General features: G+C 65.8%; 21 protein-coding genes. 3 read left to right on the top strand and 18 right to left on the bottom strand.

Going from position 1 to position 19,379, the window contains the following annotated elements; translation table 11 throughout:
* Positions 1-7: 7 nt before the first annotated feature.
* Entirely contained in the window at positions 8-1,408 is a 1,401-nt protein-coding gene (locus tag BDO18943_RS23900) for an APC family permease (RefSeq protein WP_235996177.1), read from the top strand.
* 142 nt (positions 1,409-1,550) lie between these two features.
* Here the strand turns inward: BDO18943_RS23900 and BDO18943_RS23905 are convergent, their stop codons facing one another.
* The 3 genes from BDO18943_RS23905 to BDO18943_RS23915 all read right to left on the bottom strand — a co-directional run bounded on the left by BDO18943_RS23905 (position 1,551) and on the right by BDO18943_RS23915 (position 5,284).
* Complete coding sequence (locus BDO18943_RS23905; protein ID WP_175024298.1) at positions 1,551-2,456, bottom strand: LysR family transcriptional regulator; 906 nt, start codon at positions 2,454-2,456, stop codon at positions 1,551-1,553.
* A gap of 103 nt (positions 2,457-2,559) precedes the next feature.
* Positions 2,560-3,798, bottom strand: a complete 1,239-nt coding sequence (locus tag BDO18943_RS23910) for an MFS transporter (RefSeq protein ID WP_175024336.1) — start codon at positions 3,796-3,798, stop codon at positions 2,560-2,562.
* 163 nt (positions 3,799-3,961) lie between these two features.
* Complete coding sequence (locus tag BDO18943_RS23915) at positions 3,962-5,284, bottom strand: tetratricopeptide repeat protein (RefSeq protein WP_175024299.1); 1,323 nt, start codon at positions 5,282-5,284, stop codon at positions 3,962-3,964.
* A 119-nt stretch (positions 5,285-5,403) separates the two neighbouring features.
* Here BDO18943_RS23915 and BDO18943_RS23920 point away from each other — a divergent pair, with 119 nt between their 5' ends.
* Entirely contained in the window at positions 5,404-6,267 is an 864-nt protein-coding gene (locus BDO18943_RS23920; protein ID WP_235996179.1) for an AraC family transcriptional regulator, read from the top strand.
* A 69-nt stretch (positions 6,268-6,336) separates the two neighbouring features.
* Here the strand turns inward: BDO18943_RS23920 and BDO18943_RS23925 are convergent, their stop codons facing one another.
* The 12 genes from BDO18943_RS23925 to BDO18943_RS23980 form a co-directional block, all read right to left on the bottom strand.
* Entirely contained in the window at positions 6,337-7,770 is a 1,434-nt protein-coding gene (locus BDO18943_RS23925) for an amino acid permease (RefSeq protein ID WP_175024300.1), read from the bottom strand.
* A 178-nt stretch (positions 7,771-7,948) separates the two neighbouring features.
* Positions 7,949-9,199 (bottom strand): MalY/PatB family protein, encoded by a 1,251-nt coding sequence (locus BDO18943_RS23930; protein WP_175024301.1) that lies wholly within the window; start codon positions 9,197-9,199, stop codon positions 7,949-7,951.
* Between the two features lie 133 nt (positions 9,200-9,332).
* Positions 9,333-9,854, bottom strand: a complete 522-nt coding sequence (locus tag BDO18943_RS23935; protein ID WP_175024338.1) for a carboxymuconolactone decarboxylase family protein — start codon at positions 9,852-9,854, stop codon at positions 9,333-9,335.
* Positions 9,855-9,944: 90 nt separating this feature from the next.
* Complete coding sequence (locus BDO18943_RS23940; RefSeq protein ID WP_186248504.1) at positions 9,945-10,529, bottom strand: disulfide bond formation protein B; 585 nt, start codon at positions 10,527-10,529, stop codon at positions 9,945-9,947.
* Entirely contained in the window at positions 10,529-10,702 is a 174-nt protein-coding gene (locus BDO18943_RS23945; protein ID WP_175024303.1) for a hypothetical protein, read from the bottom strand. The genes BDO18943_RS23940 and BDO18943_RS23945 overlap by 1 nt, the downstream gene beginning before the upstream one ends.
* Before the next feature lie 164 nt (positions 10,703-10,866).
* Positions 10,867-11,874, bottom strand: coding sequence for a dicarboxylate transporter/tellurite-resistance protein TehA (gene tehA / locus BDO18943_RS23950; protein ID WP_235996180.1), 1,008 nt, complete (start codon positions 11,872-11,874; stop codon positions 10,867-10,869).
* Positions 11,871-12,956 (bottom strand): alcohol dehydrogenase, encoded by a 1,086-nt coding sequence (locus BDO18943_RS23955; RefSeq protein ID WP_175024305.1) that lies wholly within the window; start codon positions 12,954-12,956, stop codon positions 11,871-11,873. Before BDO18943_RS23955 ends, tehA begins: the two co-directional genes overlap by 4 nt.
* A gap of 53 nt (positions 12,957-13,009) precedes the next feature.
* Positions 13,010-14,134, bottom strand: a complete 1,125-nt coding sequence (locus BDO18943_RS23960; protein WP_175024306.1) for a flavin monoamine oxidase family protein — start codon at positions 14,132-14,134, stop codon at positions 13,010-13,012.
* A 2-nt stretch (positions 14,135-14,136) separates the two neighbouring features.
* Positions 14,137-14,805 carry a cupin domain-containing protein gene (locus BDO18943_RS23965; RefSeq protein WP_175024307.1) on the bottom strand — a complete coding sequence of 223 codons (669 nt, stop codon included), beginning with the start codon at positions 14,803-14,805 and terminating at the stop codon, positions 14,137-14,139.
* Positions 14,806-14,879: 74 nt separating this feature from the next.
* On the bottom strand, positions 14,880-15,224 hold the full coding sequence (locus BDO18943_RS23970) for a carboxymuconolactone decarboxylase family protein (protein WP_175024308.1): 345 nt from the start codon (positions 15,222-15,224) through the stop codon (positions 14,880-14,882).
* A 55-nt stretch (positions 15,225-15,279) separates the two neighbouring features.
* Positions 15,280-15,561 carry a hypothetical protein gene (locus tag BDO18943_RS23975; RefSeq protein ID WP_175024309.1) on the bottom strand — a complete coding sequence of 94 codons (282 nt, stop codon included), beginning with the start codon at positions 15,559-15,561 and terminating at the stop codon, positions 15,280-15,282.
* A gap of 118 nt (positions 15,562-15,679) precedes the next feature.
* A complete protein-coding gene (locus BDO18943_RS23980) occupies positions 15,680-16,453 on the bottom strand; it encodes an SDR family NAD(P)-dependent oxidoreductase (protein ID WP_175024310.1) in 774 nt (257 codons plus the stop codon).
* Positions 16,454-16,629: 176 nt separating this feature from the next.
* Between BDO18943_RS23980 and gcvA the strand changes: the two genes are divergently transcribed.
* On the top strand, positions 16,630-17,541 hold the full coding sequence (gene gcvA, locus BDO18943_RS23985) for a transcriptional regulator GcvA (RefSeq protein ID WP_175024339.1): 912 nt from the start codon (positions 16,630-16,632) through the stop codon (positions 17,539-17,541).
* A gap of 54 nt (positions 17,542-17,595) precedes the next feature.
* On the opposite strand, the gene BDO18943_RS23990 is transcribed toward gcvA, so the two are convergent.
* The 3 genes from BDO18943_RS23990 to BDO18943_RS24000 all read right to left on the bottom strand — a co-directional run bounded on the left by BDO18943_RS23990 (position 17,596) and on the right by BDO18943_RS24000 (position 19,284).
* On the bottom strand, positions 17,596-17,943 hold the full coding sequence (locus BDO18943_RS23990) for a hypothetical protein (protein WP_175024311.1): 348 nt from the start codon (positions 17,941-17,943) through the stop codon (positions 17,596-17,598).
* 93 nt (positions 17,944-18,036) lie between these two features.
* On the bottom strand, positions 18,037-18,456 hold the full coding sequence (locus tag BDO18943_RS23995) for a tautomerase family protein (RefSeq protein ID WP_175024312.1): 420 nt from the start codon (positions 18,454-18,456) through the stop codon (positions 18,037-18,039).
* A gap of 36 nt (positions 18,457-18,492) precedes the next feature.
* Positions 18,493-19,284 (bottom strand): SDR family NAD(P)-dependent oxidoreductase, encoded by a 792-nt coding sequence (locus tag BDO18943_RS24000; protein WP_175024313.1) that lies wholly within the window; start codon positions 19,282-19,284, stop codon positions 18,493-18,495.
* Positions 19,285-19,379: the final 95 nt, after the last annotated feature.

A 19,379-nucleotide genomic window follows, 5' to 3' on the forward strand; every position in this document is an offset into this window, starting at 1 on the left:
GCGCCCCTTGAACTGGGTCGCAATCGTATTTTTCGTCCTCGCCACCAACGGACCCCTCACCAGTCTGATCGGATGCGTGCCGTATGGCGTCGCGTACGGCAACGGCATCGGCATCGCAGGTTCCTACCTGTGCGTCGGCCTGATCTACCTGTGCTTCGCCGTCGGCTTCACGGCGATGAGCCGTCACGTGGGCAATGCGGGCGCGCTGTATGCGTACGTCGGGCAAGGGCTCGGCCGGCCGGCGGGTGTCGGCGCCGCGTTCATGGCGGTCGCGTCGTATTTCGTGATCACGCTGGCGTGTTACGCGTTGCTCGGGTTCTATATCAGCTATTTCATCAACAACCTCACCGGCCTGGTCGTGCCGTGGTGGGTCAGTACACTCTGCGCGGCAGCCGTCGTGCATGCGTTCGCGATCAACAACGTCCAGTTCAACGGCGCCGTGCTGTTCCTGCTGATGATCGTCGAGATCGCGCTGATCGTCGCATTCAACCTCAAGGTCGCGGCCACGGGCGGCGGGGTCGAGCACTTCAGCCTCGCACCGCTGCACCCGGCGAACGTGTTCACCGGGAAGTTCGGCACGTCGCTGGTGTTCGTCGTGGTCGCCTACATGGGCTTCGAGACGACGGTGATCTACGCGAACGACGTCCGGAATCCGGGCCGCTCCATTCCGATTGCCACCTACGTCAGCGTCGCGGTCATCATGGCGATCTATGTCGTGTCGACGGTGCAGATGTCCAATGCGTTCGGCTATGCCGAAGTTGTCGCGCTGGCGGTGAAGTCTCCCGCGGATCTGTGGTTCGCCGTGACGGAGCGGGTGCTCGGCAAGCAGATGGTGGTGGTCACCAACGCACTGCTGATCACCAGCATGCTCGCGGCGATCATCAGCTTCAACAATGCGACCGTGCGTTACTGGTATTCGCTCGGCCGCGACGGCATTGCGTTCAAGCGGCTCGCGCAATTGAGCGAGAAGAAGGGCCTGCCGGTCCGGGCCGCGAACCTGCAGTCCGTGCTCATGGTCACGCTGATCGCTTTGTCTGCCGCTTATCGCGTCGATCCGGTGATGGTGATTGCACCGTATCTCAGCATTCCGTCCGCGATCGGGATCGTGTGCGTTCAGGCGTTGACCGCGCTGGCGGTCATCCGCTTCTTCGCGGCCCGCCGCGAGCGCGAAACGCGGTTCATCCGGTGGGCCGTGTTTCCGGCCCTGAGCTTTGCCGGATTCGCTTACTTCCTGTACGCAATGATCGGCAACGTATCGCTGATGGCCGGCACGGCTTCGACCGTCGTTTCGCTTCTGCCGTGGACGACGCCGGCGGTTGCTGTCGCGGGTGCCGGCTTCGCGGTTTGGCTGCGACGTGCGCGGCCGTCGGCGTACAACGGCCTGGGGCAATTTCTCAGCGATAGCTGAGCATGCGGACATATTCCTGAAACGGGCATGGATGAATCGTTAAGGTATCCACATGGATTTGCGTGACGAAGGTGTTCCGGATTGACGATCCAGGGGGCGGGTTCGGTTCGACCGACGGGCCCCGCATCCATGCACGTCGGCTTCAGCCCGGCTTGCCGGCCTTGACGTCCTGCTGCCGCGCCAGTGCCAGAAAGCCGGCGATATAGGCCGTGTCCTGCTCCCCACGACGCACGCCGAGGTGGATGCTTTTGTGAATGCCGCCTTGACCGAGGCGCACCGTGCGAATCGGCATGGCCGCGCCTTCCTCGATCGCCAGCCAGTCGGGCAGCACGGCCACGCCACGGTGTGCCGCGACGAGCTGCAACATCAGCTCGGTCTGCTCGGCCGTGCGATGAAATTTGGGGCGGCAATGGGCCGGTACCAGGAAGCGCGTATAGATGTCGAGCCGCTCCTTGCTGACCGGCACCGTGATCAGTTCCTCGGCGAGCAGGTCATGCGGCAGCGCGAATTCGCGGGCTGCAAGCGGGTGCCGCTCGTGTACCACCAGCATCAGCTCGTAGTCGATGACCGGTTCGAACACGACGTCGGGCAGGTCGATCGGGTCGGGGGTGACGAGCAGGTCGATTTCATAGCCGAGCAGCGCCGCCACGCCATCGAAACCGAACGCGGTTCGTACGTCGTAGTCGACATCGGGCCAGCTGGCGAGATAGCGTGAAGTCAGCCGCGTCAGCCATTTCTGGCAGGGATGGCACTCCATCCCGACACGCAGTGCGCCGCGTCGTCCTTCCGCAAACTCGACGAGTGTGCGCTCGGCATGTTCGATCTGCGGCAGCACGCGTTCGGCCAGCGCAAGCAGATATTCGCCCGCGTGCGTGAAGCGCAGGCCGCGTCCGTTCTTGGTCCAGAACTTGACGCCGTGCCGCTCCTCGAACTTGCGGACCATATGCGACAGCGCCGACTGCGTGACGTTGAGGCGCTCGGCGGCCGCGGTCAGGCTGCCGAGGCGCTGGACTTCCTTCAGGATCGACAGATACTGGAGATCGAGCATCGTTGAACTCCCCACATTGCTTGCAACCCGCGAGCGCCGGCGCCGGTACGTGTGACGCGCATCGGCCGGCCCGCGGCACGGCGCCGCCGCTTGCCCGTGCGGGTCATGCGCTGGCCGGGCCCCGGCCCGAGGTCCACAGGAACGCCGCCAGCCCCAGCACCGGCCCGGGCACCAGCAGCCAGATCGCATCGAGCCCGATCTTCTCGAGCAGCGCGGTGGTGGCAGCGATCGAGACGACCGTGATGGCGAAGCCGATCGAGTTTTGAATGGCCAGCGCGCCCCCGACCCACTCGGGCGGGCAGGCGCGTGCCGCCAGCGCCGAGAATTGCGGCGAATCGGCGATGACCGACGCGCCCCAGACGATGAGCAGCACCGCCATGGCCATCGGCGGCAGCACGCGCCATGCGAGTGCGAAGGTCAGCGCGCAGAGCCCCGAGAGGGCGAGCGCGCCGAGCGCGACCTTCGCGCTGCCCAGCGTGCGCGACAGCTTCCCGCCGACGAGCGAGCCGATGGCGCCCGTGGCGATGACGCCGAAGGCCAGGCCCGACACGCCGACACGGGGAAAGTGGGTCGCCAGCGCGGTATGGGTGATCAAGAGCGGCACGGCGGTCCAGAACGTGTAGAGCTCCCACATATGACCGAAGTAGCCGAGTGTCGCGGCGCGGAACGCGCGGATCCGGAACGCCCCGAGCACGGCGGCCGGGCCGCGTTGCTGCCCGACGGCCGCGTTCGTCCGTGGGCGGGCGCCGTCCCCGAGGACGCCGATCACGCCGGCGCCGATCAGCGCGAGCACCGACGACGCGGTGATGATCCACTGCCACGGCGAACCGGTCCCGACGACCCGCATGGCGTGCGGCAGCGCCGTGCCGAGCGTCAGCATCGCGACCAGCTGGGCCAGCGCGGACCCCGTGCGATCCGGCGCCCAGCCGACGATTAGCTTCATGCCCATCGGATAGATGCCCGCGAGGCAGATGCCGACGGCGAAGCGGAACGCCGCACCCGTGACAAGACCGCTCGACAACCACGCAAAACCGAGGTTGAAGGCGGCGCCGAGCACGGCGCTGCACACGAAAATCCGGCTCGCGCGAAACCGGTCCGCGGCCCCGCTCAACGAGATCGCCAGCGTGCCGACGATGAAGCCGAGCTGGACCGCGCTGGTCAGCCAGCCGATGTCGGCCGCGCTCGCCTGCCAGAGCCGCATCAGGTCCGGGGCTGTGCTGTTCGCGCTGAACCACAGCGCCGTACCGAACAACTGCGCGAGCGCGATCGCGGCAACCGGCCCGATTCCGTCGACCAGCCAGCGCCGCAACCCGGTGCGCGGTTCCACGATGCTTGAACACATATGACTTCCTTGGCGGTTGCGCGGCTGCCCGCGGTCTCGCTCGCCGTCCACGCGCCGAATCGGACGGACATGTCCGCGCGAGCCGGCAGGGGCGCCGGCGGGCGGGGTGAAGGGAGGGCGCGGGGCGCGCCGCTACCGGTTACGCGGTCACCGACGGGCCGGATCAGGCGGTAACGAGCTGACCGAGCCAGCGCGTGTCGCGCGGCGACGGGCGACGATGCAGGCGCTGCTCGAGCAGTGCGCGTGCCTTGCCGGCGTTGCCGCTGCGCATCCACGCAACCAGCAGCGTGTCCTGGACGATTTCGCGCTGCGCGCCGCTGCCGCCGATGCGTACCGCTTCGTGCGCCACGGGCTCGAGGAGTGCCGCGCATAGCGCGTATTGCTCCTCGGCGAAGGCACGCGCCGCCCGGCAGATCGCCGGCACCACGGCACCGGCCCGCAGCGTGCCGGCCTCGACGAGCGCGTCGAGCGCGCCCACACGTTCGTCGAGCGCCGCCGTTGCGCCCGTGGCCGCCGCGATCAACGCCATATGGACATCGGCGAACGGGAAGCCCGCCTGCCGGAAGTAATCCGATGCATATCGGGCCGCGTCGTCCCACTTGCCGTCGGGAACGGTGTAGCCGTAAGCCTGCATGCGCCAGAGGAACGAAGCGGTATCGCTGACCACATTGATCGGCACGCCCAGCGACGCCGCCGGCGCAACCTGCGCGTCGTAGATCGCGAGCGCGCGTTCGGTGTCGCCGCGTTCGAGCGCGATCAGGGCCGCATGCCACGCAATGTGGCTGTGAAGGATGCCGCTGCGGTCGTATTCGGGCAGCCAGCCGGCGATCATCGCGTCGGCCTCGTCGTTCGCCCCCGCCTCGTACAGCACGTGTGCCACCGCGTGTGCGGCATTGACGTTGTGCCGGCGCAGTTCGAGCGCACGCTGCGTCAGCGTACGGCCGAGCCGGACGTCGCCGTTCTCGCCATGTGCCCAGCCGCGATACGTCAGGAACCACCAGTCGTCGTCCTCGAAATGCCGCGCATGGCGCTCGCAAAGATCGACGCGCGCCTGGTCGTGATCCGCCATGCCCGAAAACGCGAACAGGCCGAACGCGCCGAGCGGCAGCGACAACACGACCACGTCGCGCGGCCAGCTGTCGGCATGCTCGAGCGCGGCGGTCAGTGCTTGGGCGGACTGCCCGTGGATCGCGAGCGACAGCACGTTGACATGGCTGCGCTCGCGCGGCGTGCCGTTGCGGGCAGCGAGTACGACCGCGTTCGTGACCATCGCGCGTGCTTCACCGATCTCGGCGCGGATCGCATGCAGGCGTGCCCGGGCCGCCTGCGCCAGCGCGAATTCGGGATCGGCCGCGATCGCCTCGTCGAGCGTTTCGGCCACGCCTGGCCACAGGGACAGGAGCAGGTCGACGCCGGCGCGATAGCGCTCGGCCGCGACTTCGGAAGTCGTCGAAAGGGGCAGGCTGTAGCGGTCGAAACAGGCCATGAGGCGGGAAACTCCGGTAAGGATCGTTGGCGGTTTGGGGCTGCGGTAGTCGATTGCGCACGTTGCCGCGAAACAGGCATGACGTCATTAGACCAAGTTTCGCCGTGTCGGTATTTCGATTGATAGACAAGATGTATAGAATATCTGCCAACTGGAGAATCATCATGGTCTGGGAGACGATCGAGGCGCCGGAGAACACGGCGCCACCGGCACCCCTCAGGGTGCGCGCGCAGTTCATTCCCGCCCGCCATTGTTTTCCCGAACATCATCATGACTGGCATCAGGTGGTGTACGCGATCTCGGGCGCGTTGACGGTGATCGCGGAAGGCGGTTCCTACGTGATCTCGCCGGATCAGGCCGTGTGGCTGGCCACCGGCGCGCGGCATCGCGTCGGCTCGCTCCTGGGCGCGGAATTTCGAAGCCTGTGGATCTCGGACGACGCAGGGCCGGCGCTGCCGGGCACGAGTCCGAGTGTGTTCACCGTCTCGCCGTTGCTGAAGGCGCTGATCGTCGAGGCGAGCGAAATCGACGGGCAACCCGACGAAGACGGCTATGCGGGGCGTATCACGCATCTGATTCTCGACCAGCTGCGACGTGCGCCGGCACTTCCGTCGGCATTGCCCTGGCCGCGCGATGCGGCGCTGATGTCGCTGTGCGAAGCGCTCTATGCGGATCCGGCTGACCTGAGCGGCCCGGAGGAGTGGGGGGCGAGGTTCGGCATGTCGACGCGCACGCTGGCCCGCCGGTTCGTCGCCGAAACCGGCATGAGCCTGCGTTCGTGGCGCCGTCGCATGCGCCTGTTCAGGGGGATCGAACTGCTGGCGGGCGGCCACGGTGTGACGCGCGTCGCGATGGAACTGGGCTACGGCTCGACGTCGGCTTTCGTCTACGCATTCCGGCTGGAGATGGGCAGCAGCCCGCAGGTCTACATGCGCGGGCGCGGCACCGCGGTCGGCGAACGCGCGCCGGCGCGCCCGCGCTGAAGGCGACAGCAATCGGGGCCGATCGGGCCCCGGCAGGCGCGATGCCTGCCAGGATCCGGCCGGTGCCGCTTACGCAGGAAGATCCTTCGGATCGCACGATTCGCGCGCGGCATCGGTGCTCGTGGTTTCGTTTCGGATATAGAAGCGATACACCCCATACACGAACGCGACCCAGACCGCCGACACCACCAGCGACATCCGCATATCCGGCAGGATCGCGATACAGGCCATCACCGCGGCGACGAAGCAGAGCGCAATGTAGTTGCTGTACGGATAGAACGGCATCTTGTAGGTGAGCTTGTCCGCTTCGCCGTTCGCGATCCGGATCTTGCGAAAGCGCAGGTGGCTGATGACGATCGAACCCCACGCACAGACGAGCGCGAACACGGTGACCGACGAGAACAGCTCGAACGCCTGCTCCGGCATCACGTAGTTGAGCAGCACGCCGGCGAACATCGTCGCGAACACCATCAGGATCGCGCGAAACGGCACCTTGCGGCCGTTGACGACGCCGAGGAAGGCCGGCGCATTCTTCTGCAGCGACAGGTTGTAGAACGTGCGGCTGTTGGTGAACACGCTCGCGTTCACGGCCGAGAGCACTGCCATGATCACGACGAGATTCATGATGCCGGCCGCGGCGGGAATGCCGATCTTCGTGAACACCTCGACGAACGGGCTGCCCTTGGTGGTCAGCGAGGTCCACGGGAACACCATCAGCAGGACAGCGATCGCGCCGACATAGAAAATCAGCAGGCGCCAGAACGTCGCGTTGATCGCCTTCGGCATGGTGGTGCGGACGTCCTTCGCTTCGCCGGCCGCCAGGCCGAGATTCTCGACGCCACCGAACGAGAAGGCCACCATCACGATCGCGAGAAAGGTCCCGCCCACGCCTTTGGCGAAGAATCCGCCGTTGGCAACGAGGTTGTGATAGCCGATCGGTACGCCGTGGTTGCCGATGCCGAACACGATCATGCCGGCGCCGAAGATGATCAGTGCGACGATCGCCGCCACCTTGACGAGCGCAAACCAGAATTCGGCCTCGCCATAGAACTTCACGCCGATGATGTTGACGCAGAACATGATCGAGACGGCCGTGCCAGCCGTCACCCAGATCGGGATGGTGGGGAACCAGAAGTGCACGTAGTTGCCGAGCGCGTTCAGGTCGGCCGCGCTGGTGGCCAGCAGGAAGATGAACGCGTTCCAGCCGTTCAGGAAGCCGACGAAGCGGTGAATGTAGCGGTTCGAGTACGAGACGTAGGAACCGGATACGGGCTCCTCGACCGCCATCTCGCCCAGTGCGCGCATCACGAAGTAGATCGCGATGGCGGCGAGCACATAGACGAGCAGGATGGCCGGTCCGGCCGTGCGGATGGCCCAGGACGAGCCGTAGAAAAGTCCGGTGCCGATTGCGCCGCCGATGGCGATCATCTGGACGTGCCGGTTCGACAGGTCGCGCTTCAGGTCTTCCTGTTCATAAGCAGGGGTCGTGGGGGTCTGTGTCATGTCGCCTCCGAGAGTGTCTTCATCTGTCTTTGCAGTTGCATGGGAAATCGGGTTTTTTGTTTGTATTCCTTATTGTTTGGCGTGGTTGTTCATGACGATCGGCACCCTTGTCTTGCACCGGGTGACCGAGGGCGAAGCGGGCGCTAGTCCTGCCTCGCGCCGGCTTGCATCGCGGAAGTCAGAGCGCGGCCAGTGCCAGGCTCAGCCGCTCGACCGCCTCGTCGATCAGCACACGCGGGCATCCGAGGTTTGCGCGCATGTAGCCGTGCCCTTCGATGCCGAATTTCTGCCCCTTGTCGAGCCAGAGCCGCGCCTGGGTCAGCATGAAGCGATTGAGGACGTCGGGGTCCATGCCGAGCCCGCGGCAATCCATCCAGGCCAGATAGAGCGAATCGGCCGGCAAGACCTCGATGCGCGACGTGATGCCGTGGATCGCGTCGCGGAAATGGGCGTGATTGCCGCGCAGATAGGTCAGCAGCGCTTCGAGCCACGACTCGCCATGGGTATAGGCGGCTTCGGCGGCCCCCATGCCGAGCGTGTTGACCGACTGGTACATGTTGCGGTCGAACTGGCGCCGCAGTGAGTCGCGCAGGCGCGGATCCGGCACGAACAGGTTCGCGCTCTGCAGTCCGGGCAGGTTGAAGGTCTTGCTCGGCGCGGTGCAGGTGATGCTGTTGCGCGCGAACGATGCGCCGAGCGACGCGAAAGGGATGTGCTTCCTGGCCGGATTGAGGATCAGGTCCTGGTGGATCTCGTCGGAGATGACGATCACGCCGCGCCGCGCGCAGATCTCGCCCATCGCCCGCAGCTCACCTTCGCTCCAGACATTGCCGGTCGGATTGTGCGGATTGCTGAGGATAAAGAGCCGCGTGTTGTCGCGTATCGCGGCCTCGAACGCGCGCTCGTCGAAACGATAGGCGGTGCCGGCGCGCTCGAGCGGTGCGAACACGAGGTGCCGCCCGTTCAGCAGGACATCATCATGGAAATGCGCATAGACGGGCGGCTGAATCAGGACCGTATCGCCGGGTGACGAGAAGGCCTGGATCGCCGTCTTCAACGCCGTAATGATGCCGCTTGCCTGCATCACCCAGGAGCGATCGACTTCCCAACCGAAGCGACGCGCCTGCCAGTCGACGACAGCACTGACATAGCTTGCGGTCGCGCCGCATGAATAACCGAAGACACCGTATTCGACCGCATCGTGCAGCGCGTCGATGACCGGGCGCGGCGCGCGAAAATCCATGTCGGCGACCCACATCGGCAGCGGATCGGCAGCATGCTCGTCGGGTGACAGCAGCGTGGCGCCGAACGCCCATTTCAGCGAGTTCGATGATCTGCGGTCGATGACTTCGTCGAAGATCGAGGCGGGCGTATCTGCGGCGCCCCCGCCGGCAGCCAATTCAGAATGAGACTTCACGTTCCCTTCCATTCACGATAAAAACGGCACGCCGGCGGCGTGACCACGTATGGCGAATAGAGTAGCAGCGCGAAATTTTGACGAACAATGGTATCTCCTCATGGAGCAGTGAGCCCGGCTCATGGATGCCGGTTCGCGGCACACGTCAGATTCCCAGTGCCACGAGAAAGCGCGAAACCATGTTGTAGGCGGCCGCCGTGGCCACGGCCTCGATCGTCTGCGTTTCACCGAAATGCAACGTCAGTTCGGCGATCACATCGGCATCGACATGCACCTGTCGCGTCGATTGATCGGTCAGACGAATCAGCGCGCGTTCCGCGTCACCGAACAGCCGGCTGTCTACCTCGGCAGCCCTCAAGGCTTCGCTCTGCGCGCGCGTGCCGCCTGCCGCCAGATAGGCCGGGTAATGAACGTGCCACTCGAAATCCGCACCGTTGAGCACGGCCACGCGCAGCATGATCAGTTCACGGAGCACGAGCGGCAGGCTGAAATCGGCGCGCACCCGGCGCAGCAGTTCGTTCCATCCCGCCGCCAGCGGCTCGCTCCTGAGCAGTACACGGTCGATGCCGATCAGTTCGCCGCCCGGACGACGCGCGCGCATCGCGGCCAGCAACGTTTCGGGGGCGGGCTCTCCGTCCTGCCACGGGACGACTCTCACGTTTGACATCTTCACCTCCAGTGGAATGTTCGTTGCGATACCGTCGCCAGGGGCGGCGCCCGACCGTCACGCGGCACGGGCGCCTGGCCCTGGCCGGTGTCAGGGTTTCATGACGTCGCCGTCGTAGAGCATCTCGTAGTGCTTTTGTCCGCCGGCCTTGAATGAATGGAAGCCGTTCTGCAGGAATGCCGAGACGAGATTGGCGCCCACCAGCGCGATGAACAGCACCATGGCGAACGAGCGAATGGCCGGGCGCGGACGCTGCGACGGATCCGCGGCCGAGGTCGCACGTGCCTGCGTGTGCAGGCACAGCATCAGCACGCAATAGAGGATCGCGGCGGTGAAGATCAGGTAAGTCCACGTGTACATGTGCAGGCCCAGAATCGCCGAGCCCGTCGGGACCGTATAGGCGGGCGCCTTCGCGAACATGAACAGGAGGCTGATCAGGCTACCGATCAGTGCACCGAAGGCGCTGAGAAGATAGTTCCAGGCCTGGGCGCCGAAACGCAGATTCAACAGCAGGCCGCTGCCGAAGAGCATGAAGCCCACCCGGATCAGATTGCAGAATGCGCACGGGAGCTCGCCCATTGCCAGCTGGAAGTAGAAGGCGGCGAGCAGCGTGACGGCGATGCCGAGCAGCGCGGCGGTATCGAGTCCGTCGAGGTGGCGTGGTGTGAGCTTCATTACCACGACCCCAGCGTCATCAGATCCTTCATGTGATGGCTGCCGTGATGAACGGTCCACACGACGGCCAGTAATGCGCTCGTCGACCACAGGAGCCGCGCGGCGGCCAGGTTGCGAAGCGATGCCAGCGCCGCGGCAAACGCGAACAGCACCGGAATAAAGCCGATGAACATGCGAGACTTCTCCTTGTTCAGGAAAACCAACGGAATAATCGAATAGGGAATTTATCGCCGAGCGGGCTTGTTGTATGTCGATCGGTCGTCAACCTGTATCGAGGAATGGACAAGCGTAAAGAACTTCGACGTGAATGGCGATCTGTCGATGCGTCGCCGCCCGGTCAAGAGCGCTCGACTCGGCGCGAGTATTCGGCATCCGCGGCCGGATCGATCGTGCTTTCTGGCGTCGACGCATGCGCTTGCCGCGTTGCAAGATTCCCGATGAAAAGGCTGGCCGTCCGTAGAACGAGATATCCGATCAACAGGTTGGCGCCGATGAAGACGGGTAGCGCCAATGCCTGGGCCGATCCCACACCCGCATGGGCCAGTTTCAGGCTGGTCACCGATGCAGCGTCGACGCCGAACGTATAGGCCCAGTACGCAGGGACGAACGGTTGCGCGCGCAGCCACGCGGCGAGCCGCAGGCCCAGCAGCAACTGAAAGAGGCCGTAGCCCCACAGCATGAGAATCCAGTGATCTGCGCTGTCGGGTGACAAGGTCAGCCAGGCCAGCGCGCACACGGTCGGCGGTGCGAGCTGGATGCCGATCAACGGGCGCTGCGGTGCCGGTACCGTTGTCGGGTGCCACAGCCGCTGTATGACCAGCGACTCGAGCGCCACCCAGGAGAACAGGCCTGCACCCAGAAACAGCCACCCCCAGTCCGGGTGACCCAACGAGCCGAGTACGGCCGCGCTGGTGAAGTTGCCTGCGACGGTCGGCAGATACACGGTCGGCAACGTGTCCTGCGCATTCCGCCCGCCTTGCCAGAGCGTGCCCGTGTGCCACAGGCTGAACCCCAGATGCCATGCGATGCTGACGATGGCTAGCATCCACGCGAGGGTCATCGAATACGGCTGGGCCGCCATCGCAACGAGCGAAGTGGCCGCCGACACCAGCGCCGGCGTGCCGCCCTGCACGGGATGCAGGCACTCGGCCTGCACCTGCTCGAAGCGACGCACGGCTTGCCACGCATAGCCGGCGATCAGGACGGCCCAGGTCAGGCCCGCCACCGCCAGAATCGTCTCACCCACGAGCGGCGGCAGTGCCCACAGCCGCGTGGCGGTGCGCCAGGCCTGCCCGAGGCCGGCGAGGCCCAGCACCATGCCGAAATGCGACGCCGGAATCGTCACCTGTCCTGGGTGTGCCATGCCTGTTCCCGCAGCGGGCCATCGCTTGTTTCATCCGAAGGCTCATGGTTCATCGTGAGCACCATGCGGAATCTGACGTCGCCTGATTTCATTCTTCGATAGGCCTCGTTGGCCTGCTCCAGCGGCATGACTTCCATCATCGGGCGGATCCCCGTGAGCACACTGAAATCGAGCGTTTTCTCGCTCTCGTACGGTGAGCCGGTAATCGATCCCTGTATCGTCCGCTCGCCGACGACCAGCTGGCCGGACGAGACGGACAGCGGGTCCCGGGTCACACCTAGCACGACGAGCCGGCCGGCGGGGGCCAGGCCGTCCAGCAAACCGGATACCGCGTCGGCATTGCCGATGGTGGTCAGGATGGCGCGCGCGCCGCCCATGCTTTGCAGCCGGGTGGCGGCATGCTCCTGGTTGGTATCGATGTAGACGTGTGCGCCCAACGCGAGCGCATCCGCGGCGACCTCGCCGCGACGGCCGATGGCGACGACCTTGAATCCCATGTGGCGCGCATACTGCAACGCCATGTGCCCGAGGCCGCCGACGCCGAGAATGGCCACGACATCGCCCGCTTCGGCACCGCACTTCTTGAGCGCGTTGAAGGTCGCGATCCCGGCGCAAAGTAGCGGGGCGGCTTCTGTCGCGCCGAGCTCGTCGGGGATCGAGACGAGCGCCGTGCTGCGGGCGAGCATCATCTCGGCGTAACCGCCGTCACAGGTTGCGCCGACGACCGGCTGGTTGCGGCAAAGCTGAAAGTGTCCCTGGCGACATTGGACGCATTCGTTGCAGTAGCCGCCAAGACGGCCCACCCCGACGCGCTGCCCGATCTGCCAGCGCGACGGCACACCGGCTCCGAGCGCGGCGATCCGTCCCACGATCTCGTGACCCGGAACGCGTGGCGGTTGCAAGGCCGGGTCGGCGCGTTCGATGTCGGCGGCGTCCGCACCGCATATCCCGCAAGCCTCGACGGCAATCAGCACCTCGCCGGCTGCCGGCGTGGGCGTCTTGCGCTCCACCAGTTCGAGAACGCCTGGGCGGGTGACCTGCATGGCCCGGTAATGACTTTTCATGAGGGTTTCTCCAGAGTCGTGAATGGAACCTGATGTGCTGCAGCGATGCGTCGTCATTCGCCCGATTCAGGCAAGGCCTGCACACCCGCGTGCGCCGCTTCGATCGCGCCGGCGACATAGCCCGGAAACGGTCGTGACCATTCGCTCGCGATGCCGGTCAGGCGTCGGTGCCAGGGGCCGGACGACGCGGCGGCGGCAGGGGCTTGCGCGTGGTGGCCGTTGTCGTCGAGATCGGCGGCGGCGGCCGTGAAGGCGTCCTGCGCCCAATCCTTGATGACCTCGGCTTCGGGCGTCGCCGCCTTCGCACCGAACAGGCGCACCAGCTGTGCGCGGCAATGTGCGCGCAGCACGTCGTCACGCACGCTCTTGCGAACGTGTGCGGGGATCCCGAAGAAGCCGAACAGTGCGGCGCTGCCGCCCGACATGGACGCGTCGTGGATCTCGCCCAGTGGCCCGCGTGCGCTTCGGGCCTCGCCTGACAGTCCCTGTTCGCGCCAGAACGGCGTGTCGTAGATGGCGACGTACTTGGCATGCGGCGCCATCCAGGTGCTTGTGCCGCGCCATTGCCGGGCCAGTGCCGTCGGCAATGGCGGGAAGAATGCAATGCGCTCCTCCGCCAGTCGCGGCGGGATGGCCAGCAGCACGTGTTCGACGCGCCAGGTCGTGACGCCAGCGGCGACGCTTTCGCTTTCCAGTTCTACATGGGCATCGACGATGCGGATGCGCCGCACGATCTGACCGGTGACGACACGGCGCGCGTCCAGGCGGCCGCGCAGCGCATCGATCAGCGCGCTCATGCCGCCTGCCACGCGCATCGACGCCGGCGTACTGGCGTACCCCTGCATGCGTACGGGCGGCGCATCTGGCGAGCGCTCGATCATCATGTCGCCCGCTTCGTATTGCTCGAAGCGCTGCAGGCCCAGATCGTGGATCAGTCGATCCAACTGGGGCTGGAGGTGTGGCCAGAACCACGTCGGGCCCAGATCGAACCGATCGATGTCGTCCGTCGCAACCGCGGTGCCGTCGGCCGTGTGCCGAGAAACGGAGGCGATGCGACCACCCGGGACATCGCGTGCCTCGAGCAGCACGTAGTCCCTGATGCCTCGCTGCTCCAGCAGAAAGGCCGCGTACAGGCCGCTCAGGCCCGCGCCGACGATGGCGATGCGTGCTGTCTGCATGACTAGGCATCCACCGTGATGCTGGCCGGGCGGCTGGTCTTGAGATAGACGGTGGCCCCGCCGGCCCCGGCGACGATCTCTGGATAGGCGCTCTTCGGCAGGCGCATCCAGCTGCCATGCGCGTGGGACCAAGCCTCGTCCTCGACCGTTCCGGCCAGGACGAGCACTTCGGCGCTGTCTGTCGGCGCGGAGAACAGTGCTTCACGTGGCGCCAGCCGTTGCAGGCAAACCTGTTCGACATCGTTCGCGAACAACGGGCAGGTGTCGCGACCGTCGCGCCGTTGCCAGGCCGCCGGGTCGTTGGTGTCGACGCGTACCCGCTGCCGCTCGCCGGCGCGCATCTGCCGCAGCTTGACGAAGAGGAGGGCGCCCTCGCGGCTGGACGGGCGGTGGCTGGAGCCGGGCGGATTGCGCAGATACCAGCCTGCCGGATAATGCACGCCGTTTTCCGAGAAGGTGCCGGACAGCACCAATATCTCTTCGCCCTCGGGATGCAGGTGGGGCGGGAAGCACGAAGCGGGCGCATACCGGACGATACTGGTGGCGCGCGCCTGCTCGCCACCCAGCCGATCCAGCATCACGCGCTCGACGCCGGACTGCGGGGAGGCCACCCATCGATACTGGTGAGGCGCGACGGCGACGCGCCGCGAGAAATCTGCGTTGACGAGCATGGGTGTTGTTCCTGGGCTGGATGAGCGCGCGGCCGGCCGACGGGGAATTGGCAGCCAGCCGGCCTCGATGCCAATTACCGGCTGGACAGTTGCGCGTGGGCTTCGATGACGCGCGCCGAGTAGGTCAGCGCAGCCCCCGCATTCAGCGCGATCGCGACGCCCAGCGCTTCGGCGATTTCCCCCAGCGTGGCGCCGTGCTCGACTGCCTTTTGGGTGTGCACGGAAATGCAGCCGTCGCAGCGGGTGGTCACGGCCACGGCCAGCGCGATCAGCTCGTGGATCTTGGGATCCAGATGGCCCGTTTTCGCGGCGGCACTGTCGATTGCCGTCAGGCCGCGCACCACGTCGGGGCTCTGCTTCGCATAGTCGCCGACGCGCTCCAGCAGGGAAGCACGGTAGGCGTTCCAGTCGTTCATCATGCTAAGGTTTCCTGATAAATAATGGGTGGGTTCCGGAGAGCGCCCGGTCGCGTGACTAGGCGACCGGGTAGATGCGCACGTCGGGCGCGGCATCCAGCAGCGGTTGGAGGCCGGCCACCACGTCGGCGGTGAACAGCTCGCTTTGCAGGTAGGCGTTCGCGTGCTCCGTGCTGTCGAAGCCGTGCAGCACCTGCACGTCTTCATCGCGCACGAGCAGTTCCTTCGATTGCGCACCGGCGACGGTGTCGAGGAACGGCGTCTTGTAGCGCCTGTAGATCTCGGCTGCGGCAGCGCGGTTGGCGTCGGCAATCCTGAGCGTGATCTGCAAATAAACCATGTCGTTTCTCCTCATCGAGCGGGAAGGTGCAGCGGGGTTCCGGCCATCGATCCGTCATGGGTCGACGATCCGGTTCGAACGGAGCAGGCGGGCATGTCGTGCTGCTGCCTGCGGTCCATCAATTGCGGCCGGCCATTACGCCGCCGTCCACGTCCCAGATCGCGCCGGTGACCCAGCTCGACTTGTCCGACAGCAGGAACGCAACGACTTCCGCCACGTCTTGCGGCGTGCCGACCCGGCCGATCGGGTGGAAGCTGTTGAAGCCTTGCAACGCGTCGTGCACGTCGGCCTTCGGGATGAAGCCTTCGTAGATCGGCGTCTGGACGACTGCCGGCGACACCGCGTTGACGCGAATGTGCTTCGGGGCCAGTTCCATGGCCAGATGCTGCGTCAGCGAGTGCAGGCCCGCCTTTGCCATCGAGTACGCCGACGACGGCGTCGCGGCGATCGCCTGTTTCGCCCACATCGAGCCGATATTGACGATCGCGCCCGGGCGGTCGCTGGCGACCAGATTGGCGGCGACTTTCTGCGTAATGAAGAAGAACGCCTTGTTCAGCTTCATGTACTGGTCGTAGTCTGCGTCGCGATGCTCGAGGAACGGCTTGGGGAAGAACACGCCCGCGGCATTGACCAGCAGGTCGATGTCCGGATGGTGCGCGTCAAGGGTCTGGAGCAGCGCTGCGAGGCCGTCGTCGCTGGACAGGTCCGCCGTCAGTACCGCGACCGGGCCCAGCGCGGCCAATTCCCGCTGCGCCGCCTCGGCCTTGTCGGCCCGATGGCCGACGATGACTGCGCTACCGCCTTCGGCGAGCACCAGGCGGGCCGTTTGCAGCCCCATGCCACTGGTCCCGCCGACGACCAGCAGCTTCCTGCCCTTGAATGGATTGCTCATGGTGAATTCCGTTTAGAAGAAAAGCTATGGATGGGACCGGACCCGGATGGGCCATGTTGCAGGCCCGTTCAACGCTGCTTGGCGGCAGCAACGGGCATGTCGTGAATTTTTCGCCGATTCACTTTCATCGGCAAACGAGATAAAGTGTTCTTCATTGAAAGAAAATCTTTGTCATGATGAAGTCGCCCGTTCACCTGAATGCGTTGCGTGCATTCGAGGCCAGTGCTCGTCATCGGAGCTTTTCGGCAGCCGCGGCCGAGCTTCATGTGACGCCTGCGGCGGTTGGTCAACTCGTCCGCGCGCTGGAGGAATGGCTGGGTACGCCGCTGTTCCATCGCGGCGCCAGCGGGCGTCTGCGACTCGTGCCGACCGAGGCGGCCGAGCGCGCGCTGCCGGATATTCGGGCAGGCTTCGACAGGCTGACGGTCGGTCTCGAACGGCTCAAGGAGGGATCCACGAGCGGGGTACTCACCGTCGCGGTCAGCCCGGCCTTCGCGGCCAAGTGGCTGTTACCCCGGATCGAGCGCTTCCAGAACGCGTGGCCCGATACGGACGTGCGCCTGGATACCAACCTCAAGCCGGTGGATTTCGTGACCCAGCAGATCGATATCGGCGTGCGCTACGGGACAGGCAGCTGGCCTGGGCTCGTTGCGGACAAACTCATGGACGAAGATGTCTATCCCGTATGTTCGCCCGGGCTGCTGCGCGGGCGTCCGCGTCTGCAAAAGCCGGCCGATCTGGCCCGGGAGACCTTGATCCACGACCTGTCGATGGATAGCCGGACGGGCTTTCCCGCTTGGGATACGTGGCTGCACAGGGCCGGCGTGGCGGATGCCGCTACCGGGCGCGGGATGCAGATCAACAATTCCGCGGCGGTCCTGCAGGCCGCCATCGACGGGCACGGCGTCGCGCTCGCGCGTAGCGTCATGGCGCGTGACGATCTGGCGACCGGGCGTCTGGTGCGTCTCTTCCCGGAAATCACGTTCGCTTCGCCGTTGGCCTATTACATCGTGTATCGCAACGAGTGTTCCGGCCTGGCGAAACTCGCGGCCTTTCGCGACTGGTTGCTCAAGGAAGCGGCGTTGTAGCGAGGGACCGCGCGCAGCCGACGACGGGCTTGTCGCCGGCCTGAATTGCGTTGGCTACCGCTTGCCCGGTGCCGCAGTGACCGGAGGCTTGCCGACGATCTCGTACCGCCCCTGCGTCGCATCGACATGCGCGATCGTGTCGAGCACGCGTATCACGGGGGGAAAGCCGTACACGCGCTCGACCATCGCCTTGTATTCGTCGCCGTGCCAGTGCGCGGCGGCTTCGCGCGTGCGCCACACGTACACGCCGCCGCCTTCGTGCGTGGCCGCGTCGTAGAAGTACCACTTGTACAGCAGGTCCGGGTTCAGCGCCCACTTCACGGCGGTCGCTTCATAGCGGTCTCGCAGTGTGGGCAGGTCGACGTCGGGCCGCAGCTTGAAGAAGACGATTTCGGTGATCACGGCAGTGCCTCCATTCGCGAATCGTGGGGATGCGGCGGGGATGCCCCCGGGAGGCGTTTGAGTCGGACGACAGACCCCGGGAGGCAGCGTCTTTCAGTACGGCGACGGCCGGTTCTCCGCGCGCCACTTGAGATCGGCCGGTGTGCCCGGCTGCGGCGGGCGCAGCCCCTCGATCGTCCACAGCCCGAACGGCGTTTCGCCGATATGGATTTCCCAGCGCAAGCCACGCTCGCCGATGAACGGCGCCAGGCGCCGGCCGACATGCTGCATGAACCGCGCCTGCTCGGCGGGATCCTCGATCTGCCGCGCGATGTGGTCGACCCGGATCCGCACGAAGTCGTCGGTCGGCTTGCCGCCGATCAGGAACGACGCGGGCGGCAGTGGCTGGAACAGCACGTTCACGTAGAAGCGCGGCAGAAATCCGTCGTAGAGGCCGACGATGCGCTCGGCGATCTCCAGTTTGTCGGTATCGGAATAGGCGTGTTCGGGATGGTAGATGTTCCAGAGCGGCATGTGTGTTCTCCGGTTCGTGAGAGAGCAGGTGTCGTGTCAGATTGCGCTGTAGCGCGCGGCGGGCTGGCCATCCCGCGTGACGGCATGAAGGAGGGTGCCGCGCGCGCCGTCGAACTGCTGCCATGCGCCGAGATCGTGGAGCGTCGGAAAGCACACCGATTCCTCGTGATCCAGTGCATGCAGTGCGGTGTCGACGAGCGTTTCCGGCGTCATGAACAGCGAATCCGGGAACGGCGCGGCCGCGTTGCCGAAAAACGCCGTGCGCACCGGCCCCGGCATCACGGCCTGGACCGCGACGCCGCGCGACGCAAGCTCGGCGTGCAGCGAGCGCGTGAAGTTGAGCACGTATGCTTTCGAGCCGCTGTATCCGCCCGCACCGGGCACGGGCATCAGCGTGACGATCGACCCGATGTTCACGATCATGCCGCGTCCGGCCGCACTGCAGCGACGCGCGGCCGCGAGCGAGAGCCGGGTCAGCGCGAGCACGTTGACCCGGATCATCGTGTCGACGGCGGCCGGGTCGACCGATACCGACAGGCCCAGTGCGCCGAGGCCGGCGGCATTGACGATGCCGGCGAAATCGGCGGTGCCGTCGATCAGCGCCTCGACGTGCGCGACGCCGTCGTGGCTCGACAGGTCGGCGGCGACGGCCTGCGCATCGCAGCCGTATGCGGACCGGAGCCGGTCGGCGAGCGCCGCGAGCCGTTCGCGCCGGCGCGCAACCAGGATCAGGTCGTATCCGCGAGCGGCGAGACGATCCGCATAGACCGCGCCGATCCCCGACGACGCACCGGTTACGACGATCACGCCTCGATCTTCTTGCTTCATGTTCGAACCTCCAAAGGGTTGGACTGACAAGGTTTCTATTAACTCTTATTATCAGAGTAAGTCGAGGGCGACACGCCGTCAAGCGTTGCCGGATG

Source organism: Burkholderia aenigmatica (genome assembly GCF_902499175.1).
GTDB lineage: Bacteria > Pseudomonadota > Gammaproteobacteria > Burkholderiales > Burkholderiaceae > Burkholderia > Burkholderia aenigmatica.